This is a genomic window from Pantoea sp. 18069, assembly GCF_902706035.1.
In the GTDB taxonomy this organism is placed as follows: domain Bacteria; phylum Pseudomonadota; class Gammaproteobacteria; order Burkholderiales; family Burkholderiaceae_C; genus Comamonas.
This window is the reverse complement of sequence record NZ_CACSJA010000003.1, coordinates 70219-84499: the sequence shown is the minus strand read 5'-3', so window position 1 is coordinate 84499 and position 14281 is coordinate 70219. Positions and strand designations below refer to the sequence as shown.

Sequence of the window (14281 nt, the reverse complement as noted above, 5' to 3'; positions counted from 1 at the left end):
CATGAACGCTTTCCTCTGTGACGGCGTGCGAACGCCGATCGGCCGCTACGGCGGCGCACTCTCTGGCATCCGCACCGACGACCTCGGCGCCCTGCCCCTGCAGGCCCTGATGACGCGACACCCTTCGCTGGACCCGGCCTTGATCGACGAGCTGGTCTACGGTTGCGTCAACCAGGCGGGCGAAGACAACCGCAACGTGGCGCGCATGAGCGCGCTGCTCGCGGGCCTGCCCGTCGAGGTGCCGGCGCTCACGGTCAACCGGCTGTGTGGTTCAGGCCTCGAAGCCGTGGCGCAGGCGGCGCGCGCACTGCACGCGGGCCAGGCGCAGATCGCCATCGCCGGCGGCGTGGAAAGCATGAGCCGCGCGCCGCTGGTGATGCCCAAGCCCACAGCCGCTTTCTCGCGCCACGCCGAGGTGCACGACTCCACCATCGGCTGGCGCTTCGTGAACCCCCGCATGGACGCGCTGCACGGCGTGGACAGCATGGGCGAGACCGCCGAAAACGTGGCCAGGGAACACCGCATCTCACGCGCCGACCAGGACGCCTTCGCGCTGCGCAGCCAGCAGCGCGCAGCGGCGGCCATGAGCTCGGGTGTACTGGTCCAGGAAATCGTGCCGGTGTCGGTGCCGGGCCGCAAGGGCACGGCCACGGTGGTGAGCGTGGACGAGCACCCGCGCGCCGACACCACGGCCGCCAGCTTGGCCGCGCTCAAGCCCGCGTTCCGCGCGGACGGCACCGTCACCGCCGGCAATGCCTCGGGCGTGAACGACGGCGCGGCCGCGCTGCTGATGGCCAACGAAGCGGCCGCGCAGCGCCACGGCCTGCGGCCCCTTGCGCGCATCGTGGGCTATGCAAGCGCCGGCATCGCGCCGCGCGTGATGGGCTTCGGTCCGGTGCCCGCGGTGTACAAGCTGCTGGCGCAGACCGGCCTGCGCATGCGCGACTTCGATGTGATCGAACTCAACGAGGCCTTCGCGGCCCAGGGCCTGGCCGTCACGCGCGCGCTCGGCCTGCCCGACGATGCGCCGCATGTGAACCCGAACGGCGGCGCCATCGCCTTCGGCCACCCGCTGGGCATGAGTGGCGCGCGCCTGGTACTCACCGCGGCGCGGCAACTGCAGCGCACGGGTGGGCGCTACGGCCTGGTGACCATGTGCGTTGGCGTGGGCCAGGGAGTGGCCATGGCGATCGAACGCGTGGGAGACGCACCATGAGCGGCCAGCCCATCCGGCTTGAACGGCGCGGCCACGTCGCGCTGCTCACCCTCGACCGGCCCGACACCCGCAACGCCCTGAGCGGCGAAGCCATGTTCGCGGCCTTCGAACAGCGCTTCGCTGAATTGAACGCGGACCTGAGCGTGCGCGTGGCCATCCTCACCGGCGCGGGCACCGCCTTCTGCTCGGGCGGCAACGTGGCTGAGATGCGCGACCGCACCGGCATGTTCGCGGGCTCGCCCGAGCAGATTGCTCAGGGCTACCGCGAGGGCATCCAGCGCATCCCGCGCGCCTTCGAGGCGCTGCAGGTGCCCATCATCGCGGCGGTCAACGGCCCGGCCATCGGCGCCGGCAATGACTTGGCCTGCATGTGCGACCTGCGCATCGCGTCGACCACCGCGCGCTTCGCCGAGAGCTTCGTCAAGGTCGGCATCGTACCTGGCGACGGCGGCTGCTGGTTGCTGCCGCGCGTGATCGGCCATGCGCGCGCGGCCGAGATGGCGCTCACGGGCGATGCGATCGATGCCGAAGAGGCCTGCCGCTTCGGCCTGGTCTCGCGGGTGGTCGCGCCCGAGGCCTTGATCGACGAGGCCTTGCGCCTGGCCGGTCGCATCGCGGCCAACCCACCACAGGTGCTGCGCTGGACGCGCCAGCTCTTGCAGCAGGCCCGCACCGGCACGCTGGACGAAGCACTGCACGCCGCCGGCCACTTGCAGGGCCTGGCCCACCATACGGCCGACCACGCCGAGGCCGTGGCCGCCTTCTTCGAGAAGCGCACGCCGACCTTCACGGGCGGTGCGGCATGAGCGACGACATCCTGCTGGAAGAACGGCCCTTCGAGGGTGTGGCCCTGCTGCGCCTGAACCGTCCCGAGGTGTTCAACGCACTGAACCTGGCCCTGCGCCACGCGTTGGCCGAGGCCTTTTGCCGCCTGGACGCCGACCAATCGGTGCGCGTGCTGGTGCTGGCCGGCGGCCCTCGCGCCTTCTGCGCGGGCGCCGACCTGAACGAGTACGTGGACGCCACGCCCATGGACCTGCTGGCGCGCCGGCACGATCTGCTGTGGGGCCCGATCGCCGCCTGCCGCAAACCGGTGATCGCGGCGGTGCGCGGCCACGCGCTGGGCGGCGGCTGCGAACTGGCCCTGCATGCGGACATGATACTGGCCGGGCGCAGCGCCCGCTTCGGTCAGCCCGAGGTGAAGGTGGGCATCATGCCCGGCGGCGGCGCCACGCAGCGGCTGACGCGGGCGCTGGGCAAGTTCGGCGCGATGAAGCTGCTGCTGCTCGGCGAGCCGATCGGCGCGGAGACTGCCTTGCAGTGCGGCCTCGTGGCCGAGGTGCTGGACGACGATGCGGTGGAAGCCACCGCCCTGGCACTGGCCCAGCAACTGGGCGAGCTGCCTGCGGTGGCGCTGCGATTGATCAAGGAGTCGGTGCTGATGGCGATGGAGACACCGCTGTCGGCGGGCCTGGAATACGAGCGCAACGCCTTCCAGACCGCCTTCGCCAGTCCGGACAAACACGAGGGCATGCGCGCCCGGCTGGACAAGCGTCCTGCGAACTTCTCAAAGTCTCCGAAGCGTTGATGGCGCCATCACGATCTGATTTGCTATTGGCGTGGTAACCACAGCGTGCCAAATCCGGGGCGGATGAACAACCTATTGGAACTTCACAGCGAGGCCGCATCCATGCCCCATCCATACGCCTTCTACCGGCCCGGCGAGTACCCTGCAGACCACGACGTGGGGTACCTGATGAAGCGCATTGTCAACGGCCTCGCTCACGACATCGATGCCTTGCTGACGCCCCAGGGTCTGACGCACGCACAGTGGATGCCGCTCTACAAGCTGCACCTGGGTCAGGGCAGCACCGTAGCCGAACTCGCGGACATGTGCCTGATGGATGCGGGCGCGATGACCCGCACGCTGGACCGGCTCGAACGCAAGGGGCTGGTGCGCCGCACCCGCTCCGTCACAGACCGGCGTGTGGTCGATCTGGCGCTCACGCCGGAAGGCCGCTGCGCAGCGGCCCGGATTCCGTTCGTCTTGTGCGAGGTGCTCGATGCGCACCTGAAAGGCTTTTCCAAGGACGAATGCAGCATGCTCCAGTCATTCTTGAGCCGCATGCTTGTCAATGCGGCCGGCTCCCGATCTCAGCGCGTCAAGCAGACCACGCAATAATTCACAAACGTATTTCCAGGCCACCAGCTCCAAGGGCTGGCAGCGGGCCCAACGATCGCGCATGTGGGCGATCAAGGCATTGAGATCGGCGCGGGTGGCCACGGATGTTCGACACTTTTCACGTATGGACGCAAGTGCGCGCCCCTCCCGCTTGTTCCAGCAACGCGGTGGTGCGTGGGCGCACTGGCAGGCGGTCCGGGGTGCGCACACAGGGGCTTTATTTCAACAACACCAGCTCCTCGGCCATGCTGGGATGCAGCGCCACTGTATCGTCGAAATCCTGCTTGGTCAGACCAGCCTTCACCGCCACGGCCGCAGCCTGCAGAATCTCGGGTGCATCGGGGCCGATCATGTGCAGGCCCACCACACGATCGGTGTCCGCATCGACCACCATCTTGTAGAGCGCACGCTCGTCCCGGTTAGCCAGCACGTTCTTCATGGGTCGGAAGTCGGAGGTGTAGACCTTCACCGAGCCCAGTTGCTCGCGCGCTTGCGCCTCGGTGAGGCCCACGCCGGCCAGCGGCGGATGGCTGAACACCGCGCAGGGGATGCAGCGGTAGTCCACGGTGCGGGGGGTGCCGCCGAACACTGTGTCGGCGAAGGCATGGCCCTCGCGAATGGCCACCGGCGTGAGCTGCACACGGTTGGTCACGTCGCCCACGGCGTAGATGCTGTCCACGCTGGAACGGTTGTATTCGTCAACGCGCACGGCACCCTGGTCGTCCAGGTCCACGCCGGCCGCCTCTAGCCCCAGGCCGGCGGTGTTGGGCCGGCGCCCGGTGGCGAACAGCAGCTGGTCGCAATCGATGGGCTCGCCGTCCTTCAGGTGCACGCGCAGGCTGCCGTCGGCCTGGCGCACGATGCGCTCGAAGGCCGCGTTGAAGCGAAACTCGATGCCCTTGCCCAGGCTGATCTGCAGCAGCCGGTCGCGCACCGATTCGTCATAGCCACGCAGGATCTGGTTCGAACGGTTAACCAGAGTCACCTGGGCGCCGAACTCGTGGAAGATGCCGGCGAACTCGTTGGCGATGTAACCGCCACCGGCGATCACCACACGGAGCGGAGCATGCTCGATGTGGAATACCTCGTTGGAGGTGATGCCCAGTTCCGCGCCCGGCACCGAAGGCACCGCGGGCGTGGCACCGGTGGCGATGAGGATGACCTTGGCCGTGAGCCGCCGCCCACCGGCCAGCACCACCTCGTGCGGCCCTGCCACGGTGGCGCGCTCGTCCAGCACCGTCACCTGGTGGTTGGACAAATTCTGGCGGTACAGGCCGTTCAGCCGGTCGACCTCGGCGAGCACGTTGTTGCGCAGCACGGTCCAGTCGAAGGTGCACTTCGGCACGTTCCAGCCGAATCGACGGGCATCCTTCAGGTCCTCGGCGAAGTGGGCGCCATACACCAGCAGTTTCTTGGGCACGCAGCCACGGATGACGCAGGTGCCGCCCACGCGGTGCTCCTCGGCCACCGCCACGCGGGCGCCGTGGCCGGCTGCGATACGCGCTGCGCGCACACCGCCAGAACCGGCGCCAATGACCAACAGGTCGTAGTTAAAGCTGCTCATCTTGAAAAGGCCCTGTGGGCGAAAGGTGGATGGTGAAACCCGTGTTTGGGCAAGGTCGGATCGCAGGGGCGCACAGGGCCATCCGGAACGGTCACTCGACTGAGCCGACGCTCCCGCTCGTGCTGCGCCTGCACAGCGGCATCACTGGCCTGTTGGGCATGCAGCCGCGCAGTTCTACGGTGACGCACAGCGCGCCCAGAAAGGCCAGCGCGTACGGGATGCACGACAAGGGCAGCAGGCGCGCGCGCCAGATAGGAGCCCCAGGCCGCTGTGGCATCTCGTGATCGTCCGGGTCGAATGGTTGGTGTCAACTGGCCAGCTCGTGGTGGGTGACGAAGTCCTGCGGCAGCTCGGGCCCCCAGACATAGAGCGCGTCTTCCGGTGGGTGATCGCCCGCCGGCCACTCGGCGCCAGCCTCCACGAAGTCGATGTCGTAGGAGTACTCGGCATAGCTGCCCCAAGGGTCGCGCACGTAGCGAAAGTAGTTGGAACCCAGCACGTGCCGGCCCACCTCCCAGCCCTCGGGATAGCCGGCACGCGCCATCTGCTCCATGCCGGTGCCCACTGCGTCCAGGCTGTCCACGCGTCAGGGAACGTACTTGTCCTGGGATGGATTGCCGATATGCCGGTCCCAACGCACGACATCCGCGCGTTCGAACAGGTCGGCGCGCGTGAACGGATCGTTGTCGTGGAACTGCTGCACATCGGCGAATGACTGCGCCTCCACGACAAGGAAGCTGCCGAGGTTGCTGTTGGTGTCGTCACCAACGCACATCGGGCCAGCCTGCACGACCTTGACGGCCTTGTCGTCGCCCAGGTGGCCGGCAACGTATTCGCGATGGCGCTGGAGCAGTTCGCTGCGCAGCGCGCCGCCGTCCTTCTTGTCGAAGCAGATTCGCAGGTAAAGCATGGGTCATCTCCAAAATGTGGTTCCGTCCAGGCATGGACGTGGAACCGGTAACGCCGCGCTCTGTTCGGCCAGCGCGGCATGGGCCAGATCATCGTGCCCGGCATGGCAGCCGGCCGCTGCAGCGTGGGCTTTTGCACCATCAATCCGTCGCAACGACCTCGTGCCGAGGCCCGTCGCTCGCCTCGCGAATGTCGGTCGTGCCATTGGCCAGCAGCACCGGGAAGTCGTTCGGCGTGGCCTCGTTCTTCAGAACCTGTGCGTGATGCCGATGTCGTAACCGGTGCCCGAGCCGCCGCCGGCCAGGCCCGACGTCCCGCCGTTGCCACCGCGGAACGTGAAGGTATCGCCGCCACGGTTCTCCAGGCGCGAGATGGTCGTATACACCGAGGTGCGCTTCGACAGCGCATGAACGTAGCCGACGGCAAGCTGGCGTGCGCCACTGCCGGCCGCGTTGTCGCGGCTTACGCGGCGGTACGATACAGGGATCTTGCCTGCGCCGACCGGGATCACGGCGCCCACCCCCCAATGGGTGTAGCGCGTATCGGCCACGTCGGTTTTGTTGAAGCCCCCGTGTGCCATCAGGCGCGCAAAGCCGAAGTCGTATGAAGCGCCCAGGTTGAATTCCTGATGGCGCAGACCGGGCGCTGCATTGTAGGAGCCCGGACCGCGCGAAACGGCGTACGCTACGGCCCCATGGAACCGCTCCTTCGCATAGCCCACGCGGGCACCCGTGTAGCGGCCCACGGCGGGCGCGCCGGCCGATGTTTCCGAGAACGCGTGCATCACATGTCCGAAGAACCCCCGGCCAAGATAGGACTGGCTGTTGGGCGCGTAGCCCCAGCGATAGCTGACACTGTTGCCGACCGACACCGCGGAAGGCGGGTTGGCGCTCGCCGAGCCGTTGCCGCCGCTACCGATCGTGGTGTTGAGAGCCGATCCCGGGCCGGACCCATTGAACGGGTCATAGACGATATGGTTCCAGAACGTGGCAGCGTTCTCACGCCCCATCCGCACCTCGCCCCACGGCGTGGCCAGGCCCACCGTGCTGCGGCGGTTAAAGGTGAGCGCCCCGCCGGCGGCGCCCAGGCCCCCACCGGTGTCGCCCAGCAGCGTGCTTTCCAGCCAGAAGCCGGCGATGTAGCCGCCCCCCAGGTCCTCGGTTCCGTGAAAACCCAGCAGGCTCGGCAAATGGCCGCTGGAGCCGACCAGCGCCTTGCTCACGCCATTGAGCTTGTAGCGGGCAGCGTCGACATCGACGACGCCGAAGATGGTCACCGCGCTTTGGGCGGTGGCAGCCGTAGCGGACAGGCCGAGGGCCAGAGCTATAAAAGTTTTGTTCATGGGAGTCTCCATCGTTCTCGTTGTTGAATTGATTGCTGGATCGCACCACGCGGTCCTTCGATCAAAACCCTGTTCGTGTACGCCTGCGCCTGGGCGAACACCGTCTTCGATGTGGAAAAAGAAGGGAGCGATCGGGTCGTCCCACTTGACGATGCCGCGCTCGCCGGCGGCCACCGCCAGCATCACGCCTTGCGCGGCTTTCGAAGCCTGCAGCGCGGTGGTCAAGGTCTTTTTCATCGCTTGTATTTCGGGTAACCGCACTTCATTCAGTGACAGTTGTTCTCCAACCGGCTGGAGCGTCAGCCCTGTGCCTGTTCTTCGGCGATCAGTTTGTCCAGCACGCGCCGCGCGCGCACCGCGGGGGCGTCGCCGCTCAGCAGTACTGGCTTCAGCGACCAGAAGTCGGCGTCTCCCATGGCACGCTGCTGCGCTTCCAGCATCGGCAGGTCTTCGTGGGTGAAGGGCATGCTGAGGCCGTCGGCGATTTTCTGGGCGATCTGGGCGCCCGCCGGCCCCATTGCCTTGGGACGGGTTGCAGCAAACCAGTAGTGCGTTGTCGTGGCCGTTTCGGGCGTGAACAGGTGCGGCAGCGCGCTCTCGCGGCCTTCGCTGCGCGGCCGGCCGGTGGGGGTGCCGCCGGCGATCAGCAGCATGTTGGCGGGGGCGTCCCAGCGCACATCGAACCACCGGTCCACCAGCGTGCCTTCCGGGTATCCCAGCGAGCCATAGAGAAAGGGCGTCAGGGTCTCGGCCACCGTCTGCCGCATCGACCACACGGTGTTGCCCTCCTGCCGGATGTCGGTCAGCGCGTTCTTGACGGCCGGGGTTCCCAGCGTGCTGGGGTGGAGGAACTCCACGTGCGACAGATCCATGATGTTGTCGGTCTCAAGCACGTAGTTGGCCTTGGCATGCAGGTACCGCTTGCCGACATGCCAGTGCTCGGGGTCGATCAACGAGAAGTCGGGAATCAGCGCGGCATCGGCGCGGGTGGCGTCGCCCATCCAGATCCACAGGATGCCGTAGCGTTCGACCATCGGATAGGTCCGCACCTTGGCCGCCGTCGGGATGCGCCCATCGCCGTGCGGGTTGTGCACGCAGGCGCCGTGGCCGTCGAAGTGCAGGCCGTGGTAGGCGCATTGCACCGACTGGCCATCTTCGCTCAGCTTGCCCATGGACAGGGGGGCGAAGCGATGCGGGCAGCGGTCCACCAGCGCGCGGGGCACGCCGGCCGCGTCGCGAAACATCAGCACCGGCTGCTCAAGCAGGGTGCGGGTCAACAGGGCGCCGGGCTGGACGTCTTCGGACCAGCCAGCGACGTACCAAGTATTGAGAAGGTAGGACATGGTGCAGCTTTGCAATCGACGTGAGTGATGTCAGGGGAGGGTCGGCGCGAATGCGCGGCCCGCGCGAATCAGCGAATAGCCTTGCCTGGCTGGCGCCAGGCCACCATGGCCTTTTTTGATTCGACAAGTGATGTCACGGCTGACCGTTGCCAGCCCGTGGGCGCTTGAGTCGCATGCCAAGCGGTGGCGAACCCATGAAAGCCTGTGCGCTGCGCGGCACGACGAGCGGCCGGCGTTCGAACCGAGACAAGGGAGCGACCGGGATGGCCACTCCCTTGCCCTTCGCTCACTCCAGAGTGAACTTACCGTCCGAGAAGTTCACGCGCAGCGTCAGACTGCCTTCGTTGATCAACCACGGCCGCACCTTGAAGTTGCGCGCGCCGGCCTGGTGCATCGGGTCTTTGGCGGCGATCTCCCGGGCGTGGGCCAGCGAGTTGGCGCGGATCACGAAAGTGCCCTCGCCCAGCCATTCGCTCTCGTCGTCCGTCCAGTGCGGGCCGGCGGCCAGCATCACGCCGGTGCGCTCCATCTCGCACTGGTGATCGAGGTGCACCGCCAGGTTCTGCATGACCGGGCCAAGGCCGTCGGTCGGCGTGCTGTGCACCATGTAGAACTGCTTTTGCAACATGCCCTTGCTGGCTTCCAGCACTTGGTCTTTCGTGACTTTCATCGGGTGTTCCTATGGGTGAAATGAAGATGGCGCAGTGGCTTGGAAAACCGGTCCGTTGCAATGGCAAACCTTCTTCGGATGCCACTGAACGACCGGTCGCTCTGTCTGGGGCTCTCAACCGCCGGCGGCCGGCACCAGCCCCTCGGGGCGGTGCCAGTTGCGCAGCGGCCGCCCTTCCTTCAAGGCCGTCAGTTCTTCGACCCACAGCTTGCGCAGCGCGACGATGGCCACATCGGACGCACCGAGGAACTCGACGTCCTTTCGACGATCGGGAATCACGCCCTGACCGACCTGGACGACCTCGTCCTGGACCATCGGCACGTGGTTGGACAGCTTCGGGATCTGATCGAAGTGGAGCTTGCCATCGAGCACCTTGCGCGCGAGTTCGTGCCCGACCTGATCGGCTTCCGTGAAGTCGTGCCAGCGCTTGATGATTTCAGGGCTAGGCTCGTCCTCGAGGAAGACGCCGATCGTATGAACCTGCAGGTGGCTGTAGTCGTCCACAGGAACGCGCCAGCCTGCGAAATGGTGCCATGCGGTCTCCTTCGCCTGGTAGTTTTCCTCACCGGCCCGTTTGGTGTTGTGAGGCTCCACCAGGAAGCAGCCGACATTGGGCATGCCGAACAAGACCTCGCGACGGCGGCCATCCGGGGTGACCGCCACGTTGCGCAGGCCCCAGGAGGTGCGCTCGACCGACAGCTTGGGCAGCTTGTCCAGTTGCAGGGCTTCCAGCGCGGAGCCGCGATGGGTGAACCAGATGTGGCCTTCGTCCTGGAAGTTCTCGATGTTCTGGAAGTAGTTGCAGGGCCGCACGTCGATGATGCCGACGTTGAGCTTGGCCTTCTCCCATTCCGGAAAGCGCGGGAACTCGGGCGGCTCGCCTTCGCCCAGATAGACAAAGATGAGGCCCAGGTACTCCTCGGTGGGGTAGCCGCCGATCTTCACGTTCTTGGCGAATCCGCGGCCTTCCAGCGGCTGCTGCACGCACTGGCCGGTGCCGTCGTAAGCCCAGCCGTGGTACGGGCAGCGGATGTTGTCGCCCTCGACCCAGCCGGTGCTCAGCATGACGCCGCGGTGGGCACAGCGGTTGTCGATGCAATGGACCTTGCCCTCCTGGCTGCGGTACAGGGCCAGCTTCTGGTTCATGATGACCAGCGGCACGGCGCGTCCGGGCTCCAGTTTGCGGGCGACATACACCGGGTGCCAAAACTTGCGCATGTAGTCCCCGGCCAGGGTACCGGGGCCGGTCCTGACGTAGTCGACCGTTGCGTCATCGGGAAGACCAGTCACATTTTCATCGTTTAAAACCATCATCAATCCTCTCGGTCGTTCAAAACAGTTCAGTGCGGGACAGCGGCTTCATCGGCCAGTCGCTGTGCTCGCTCGGGGTCTCGCCCGGCCACACCCACGGCGCCGATGCATTGCCCATTTGAAAAAATCGGGCTGCCGCCGGCCAGCGGGATCAGGTGCTTGCCGATGCGGCGCAGAACATCGGCGGGAATGGACGGCGTGGCGCCCGCCAGCTCCGCCGTCCGGGACTGCAGCGACGCCGCGGCCTGGGCCAAGCCTTCGGCCAGCCGCACCGCGGCCGGCGGTGCGCCATCCATTCGATCGATCGTGACGACATGGCCATATCGATCGGCCACCACGACAGTCACGGCTTCACCTTGCTCGGTGGCCCGAGCAATCACCTGGTCGGCCAGAGCTACTGCGCTGTCGAGTACCGGCTGGCGAGTGGCCAGAGGAACCTCGCACAAGCCATTGCCTTTCAAAGCTGCATCGGGTGGTGCGCCATACGCTTCTGTCCATCGGGCCATGTCATCGCCATGCTCGGGGCGATAGGGGCCGCCCACGGCGTAGCTGATGATCAAGTCCTCCAGGTTGGCTGGTTGCCCGTCGACCAGCAACTCTTCCGCACTCACCCCGGGAAGCTTGACGAAAGGCCCGATGCGCACGCCTGACGAGATGGCGCCAATGGCGATCCGGTTCCGAAGGAGTGGGACAGCGCCAGCACCTGGAAACGGTTGGCTGCGCATCAGTTGCTGGTATGCCGCGAAAATTTGAGGTGGAAATTTCAGAATGCGCGTGGCAAAGCTCGAACTCGCCTCGCTGAGCAATGCAGAGCCCAACGCTTTACCTCGGACGATGTCATAGGCCCCGCCCCCGGTGGCATCCATGCGGCGGACTGCGACGGGGTCGCCGGACAAATCAGCCACCACAAAGCACCCCGACTGCCGCAAGGCCTCGGTCTTGGCGACGGCTCGTGCGATGACATTGCGCGCCTCGTTCAAAGTAATCAAGTCGTCTCGGATCATTTTTTCCCTCTTGCGATGTAAATCATTTTTGATTGAGATCGAAAAAGAGTCAAGATTGTTTCACTAGGTCTAACCCTAGGGTTGCGCCGACTTGGAAACATTGATTCGGGAAGCGCTCCGGCGGCGACTTGCGGCGGGTGCAATTCGCGGGATTTTTGGGAACCCCTAACACTGTCGGTCGCTTCCGTTCGCGCAGATGAGAGGCTCGTGTCACGGCGTCCAGAGAGAGGGACTATGCCCCAACCGCGGGACATGCTTGGGCAAACCCTTGGATCGGTAGATTCTCCTTAATTCATCGTATTCGATCGAGATCAATTTAAACCTGGTTGCTGGGCAGGCCTGCGCGTTGGGGGACGGCCTGAGTCAGCCCCTGGCAGCGTTGGCGCCAGCGAATCAACCACTGGAGTGCGTCGCAGATATATGCAGGGGCATAGCCGCCGCAGCAAACGCGATCGGCACGGAATCAAGGCGATGTTTGAAGCGCTGCGGGCGCAGGGCCACGGCGGCAACCGAAGACCGGTCGCAGCGTGTCACGCTGTTCGCGCTGCCGACGGCGCGTCAGCCGTTGATGGCCAGCATGCGCAGGCCGCGCGACATCACGTGGATCACCGGCTGGCGGACGACCGGTGCCCATGCGCATAGGCCGTCGGCGTCGTGCCGGCCAGGCGCTTGAACGCCTCGCGAAACGCGCGCTCGGACGCATAGCCGAGCCGGCCGACCACCTCCCCCACCGGCCGCTGCGCCGCCAGCAACTCGCGGGCGCAATGCATGCGCCAGGCCCGCAGGTACCCCATCGGCGTTTCGCCCACCCGGGCCAGGAAGCGCTCGCTGAACACGGTGCGAGACAGGCCCGCCTGCTGCGCCAGGCGCGCCAGGGACCAGTCCTGGCCCGGCTGACGGTGCATGGCAGACAGCGCCTTGGCCAGCGCCGGGTCGGCCAGGCCCTTGAGCCAGCCGCCGGCATGTGCCGGTGAGGACAGCAGGTGGCGGCGCAGCAGGTCGTTGAACAGCAACTCGGCCAGCCGCCGCGACAGCGCTGCGAAGCCGGGCAGATCCCGACCGGACTCGGTACCAAGGAAATCTAGCGCCGATGCGGCCCAGGGCGACGCATGGGCTTGTCGCCGCACCAGCAGGCGGTCGGGCAACGCGGCCAGCAGCGGATGGCGCTCGCCATCCTCGAAGCCGAAGGCCATGGCCAGCAGGTGGGTACGCTCGGCACCGGGGTTCCACGACAGGCGCATCGGCGCCGGCGTGCTTTCACGCTTGTCGAATTTCAGGTTGGACAACATGGCCGCTCGCCACACGTCAGTCCAAGGCACGCGGGCCAGGTCCGGTGCGCTGCCCAGGGTGAAGCGCCCATTGCGCAGCACCACGAGGGCATCGCCGGCTTCCAGCCAGGTTCCCTCGCCCGGCGCTGCATCGGCCCACCAGCAGCGGCCCTCCAGCACCACCAGGCAATGGGTCGGCGCGTAGTCCCAGGCAAAGCACCACGGCAGGCCGAAATCGAAATGGCCGACCGCCGCGGCTTGCACGCGCAGGCTGTCGAGCAGCGGGCTCAGCGCATCCATCACAAGACGGACGATTCAGCCGACATGCCGGACTGCACGGCATGGCGCCGGAACTTGCGGCGGGCCAACATGGCGGCCCTACAACGAACAACGGAGATCATGATGTATCCCTTCGAAGACGGACAGACCTTTCCAAGGAACCACTGGTATATCGCTGCCTGCAGCCATGAAGTGGGGCGTGCGCTGTTCGAACGCAAGATTCTCGACGAACGGCTCGTGTTCTACCGCAAGGAGGATGGCACGCCAGTGGCGCTGGACGGGATCTGCCCGCACCGCAACCTGCCGATGGCGCAGGGCGAGTTGGAGGGCGACGCGGTGCGCTGTCGCTACCATGGCTTGCGCTTCGAGCCGGACGGCCGCTGCGCCGACATCCCCAGCCAGCCGACCGTCCCCTCCAGCTTCACCACGCGTGCCTACCCGGTGCTGGAACGCTGGCAATGGATCTGGGTGTGGATGGGTGACCCCGCCAAGGCCGACCCGGCCCTGCTGCCCGACATGGACTTCGCAGGCTTGGCCGCACCCGGCTGGCGCGCGGACAGCAACGGCGTGATGCATCTGAAGGCGCGTTTCTCGCTGCTGATCGACAACTTGATGGACCTGTCGCACATCGCCTACCTGCACGTCCAGACCATCGGCCGGATGGACCGGGCGACGGCGCCGGCCGAGATGACCGAAGCTGACGGGCGCGTGCATGTCGTCCGCTGCACGCCCAACCAGCCGGCGGAGGGCTTCCACCGCTTCCTGCACCCGACTTGCAATGGCCCGGTGGACCTCACCTTGCGGTCCGACTTCCTCGGGCCCGGCCTGATCAGCGCAGGCGGACCCTACAGCGTGATGACCGCCACCGGCGCACCGGTGGGCCGGCTGAACTTCGTGCACGGCCTGACGCCGGAGACACTGCACACCACCCACTACTTCCCGGCCGTGTCGCGCGACTTCCGCCTCGACGACGAGGGGCTGTCGCAGGCCTTGCTGGGGCAGGAACGGGCCGTGCTGGCCGAGGACATTCCCGCACTGGAACAGGTGGAGCTGGCGGTTCAGCGCCACGGCGATACGCGCCGCGAACTGTCCGTGCTGGCGGACGCCGGCGCGATGCGCGTGCGGCGCCGGCTGATCGAGATGATGAAGGCCGAGGCGCAGTGAGCGTGTGAGGCCGCGCGGCATGGGCCAGA

At 66.5% G+C, this 14281-nt stretch carries 14 protein-coding genes; 5 read left to right on the top strand and 9 right to left on the bottom strand.

What is annotated here, in order from left to right; all coding sequences use genetic code 11:
* Position 1 precedes the first annotated feature (1 nt).
* From pcaF to GVL12_RS04245, 4 genes are all read left to right on the top strand, one after another.
* Positions 2-1216 carry a 3-oxoadipyl-CoA thiolase gene (pcaF, locus tag GVL12_RS04260; protein WP_159911415.1) on the top strand — a complete coding sequence of 405 codons (1215 nt, stop codon included), beginning with the start codon at positions 2-4 and terminating at the stop codon, positions 1214-1216.
* Positions 1213-2022, top strand: coding sequence for a crotonase/enoyl-CoA hydratase family protein (locus GVL12_RS04255; RefSeq protein ID WP_159911414.1), 810 nt, complete (start codon positions 1213-1215; stop codon positions 2020-2022). Before pcaF ends, GVL12_RS04255 begins: the two co-directional genes overlap by 4 nt.
* Positions 2019-2804 carry an enoyl-CoA hydratase-related protein gene (locus GVL12_RS04250; RefSeq protein WP_159911413.1) on the top strand — a complete coding sequence of 262 codons (786 nt, stop codon included), beginning with the start codon at positions 2019-2021 and terminating at the stop codon, positions 2802-2804. Before GVL12_RS04255 ends, GVL12_RS04250 begins: the two co-directional genes overlap by 4 nt.
* Positions 2805-2906: 102 nt before the next feature.
* Positions 2907-3398 (top strand): MarR family winged helix-turn-helix transcriptional regulator, encoded by a 492-nt coding sequence (locus GVL12_RS04245; protein ID WP_200843493.1) that lies wholly within the window; start codon positions 2907-2909, stop codon positions 3396-3398.
* Positions 3399-3615: 217 nt separating this feature from the next.
* Here the strand turns inward: GVL12_RS04245 and gorA are convergent, their stop codons facing one another.
* The 9 genes from gorA to GVL12_RS04200 all read right to left on the bottom strand — a co-directional run bounded on the left by gorA (position 3616) and on the right by GVL12_RS04200 (position 13109).
* Positions 3616-4962, bottom strand: a complete 1347-nt coding sequence (gorA, locus tag GVL12_RS04240; protein ID WP_159911411.1) for a glutathione-disulfide reductase — start codon at positions 4960-4962, stop codon at positions 3616-3618.
* 307 nt (positions 4963-5269) lie between these two features.
* Positions 5270-5545, bottom strand: a complete 276-nt coding sequence (locus GVL12_RS04235; protein WP_200843492.1) for a hypothetical protein — start codon at positions 5543-5545, stop codon at positions 5270-5272.
* A 3-nt stretch (positions 5546-5548) separates the two neighbouring features.
* Entirely contained in the window at positions 5549-5872 is a 324-nt protein-coding gene (locus tag GVL12_RS04230) for a YciI family protein (protein WP_159911410.1), read from the bottom strand.
* Between the two features lie 246 nt (positions 5873-6118).
* Complete coding sequence (locus GVL12_RS04225) at positions 6119-7450, bottom strand: porin (RefSeq protein WP_200843491.1); 1332 nt, start codon at positions 7448-7450, stop codon at positions 6119-6121.
* A 62-nt stretch (positions 7451-7512) separates the two neighbouring features.
* Positions 7513-8556 carry an aromatic ring-hydroxylating dioxygenase subunit alpha gene (locus GVL12_RS04220; RefSeq protein WP_159911409.1) on the bottom strand — a complete coding sequence of 348 codons (1044 nt, stop codon included), beginning with the start codon at positions 8554-8556 and terminating at the stop codon, positions 7513-7515.
* Between the two features lie 286 nt (positions 8557-8842).
* A complete protein-coding gene (locus tag GVL12_RS04215) occupies positions 8843-9226 on the bottom strand; it encodes a YciI family protein (RefSeq protein WP_159911408.1) in 384 nt (127 codons plus the stop codon).
* Positions 9227-9340: 114 nt separating this feature from the next.
* Positions 9341-10537 carry a Rieske 2Fe-2S domain-containing protein gene (locus tag GVL12_RS04210; protein WP_159911407.1) on the bottom strand — a complete coding sequence of 399 codons (1197 nt, stop codon included), beginning with the start codon at positions 10535-10537 and terminating at the stop codon, positions 9341-9343.
* Positions 10538-10566: 29 nt separating this feature from the next.
* Positions 10567-11541, bottom strand: coding sequence for a heme-binding protein (locus tag GVL12_RS04205; protein ID WP_159911406.1), 975 nt, complete (start codon positions 11539-11541; stop codon positions 10567-10569).
* A gap of 605 nt (positions 11542-12146) precedes the next feature.
* Entirely contained in the window at positions 12147-13109 is a 963-nt protein-coding gene (locus tag GVL12_RS04200; protein ID WP_159911405.1) for an AraC family transcriptional regulator, read from the bottom strand.
* Here GVL12_RS04200 and GVL12_RS04195 point away from each other — a divergent pair.
* Positions 13050-14252 carry an aromatic ring-hydroxylating dioxygenase subunit alpha gene (locus tag GVL12_RS04195; RefSeq protein ID WP_235033800.1) on the top strand — a complete coding sequence of 401 codons (1203 nt, stop codon included), beginning with the start codon at positions 13050-13052 and terminating at the stop codon, positions 14250-14252. The two genes, GVL12_RS04200 and GVL12_RS04195, sit on opposite strands and share 60 nt — an antisense overlap.
* Positions 14253-14281: the final 29 nt, after the last annotated feature.

Coding starts and splice junctions, on each gene's coding strand:
- pcaF (WP_159911415.1), top strand. CDS start 2: ATGAACGCTTTCCTCTGTGACGGCGTGCGAACGCCGATCGGCCGCTAC.
- GVL12_RS04255 (WP_159911414.1), top strand. CDS start 1,213: ATGAGCGGCCAGCCCATCCGGCTTGAACGGCGCGGCCACGTCGCGCTG.
- GVL12_RS04250 (WP_159911413.1), top strand. CDS start 2,019: ATGAGCGACGACATCCTGCTGGAAGAACGGCCCTTCGAGGGTGTGGCC.
- GVL12_RS04245 (WP_200843493.1), top strand. CDS start 2,907: ATGCCCCATCCATACGCCTTCTACCGGCCCGGCGAGTACCCTGCAGAC.
- gorA (WP_159911411.1), bottom strand. CDS start 4,962: ATGAGCAGCTTTAACTACGACCTGTTGGTCATTGGCGCCGGTTCTGGC.
- GVL12_RS04230 (WP_159911410.1), bottom strand. CDS start 5,872: ATGCTTTACCTGCGAATCTGCTTCGACAAGAAGGACGGCGGCGCGCTG.
- GVL12_RS04225 (WP_200843491.1), bottom strand. CDS start 7,450: ATGAAAAAGACCTTGACCACCGCGCTGCAGGCTTCGAAAGCCGCGCAA.
- GVL12_RS04220 (WP_159911409.1), bottom strand. CDS start 8,556: ATGTCCTACCTTCTCAATACTTGGTACGTCGCTGGCTGGTCCGAAGAC.
- GVL12_RS04215 (WP_159911408.1), bottom strand. CDS start 9,226: ATGAAAGTCACGAAAGACCAAGTGCTGGAAGCCAGCAAGGGCATGTTG.
- GVL12_RS04210 (WP_159911407.1), bottom strand. CDS start 10,537: ATGGTTTTAAACGATGAAAATGTGACTGGTCTTCCCGATGACGCAACG.
- GVL12_RS04205 (WP_159911406.1), bottom strand. CDS start 11,541: ATGATCCGAGACGACTTGATTACTTTGAACGAGGCGCGCAATGTCATC.
- GVL12_RS04195 (WP_235033800.1), top strand. CDS start 13,050: ATGGCCGACCGCCGCGGCTTGCACGCGCAGGCTGTCGAGCAGCGGGCT.
- GVL12_RS04200 (WP_159911405.1), bottom strand. CDS start 13,109: ATGGATGCGCTGAGCCCGCTGCTCGACAGCCTGCGCGTGCAAGCCGCG.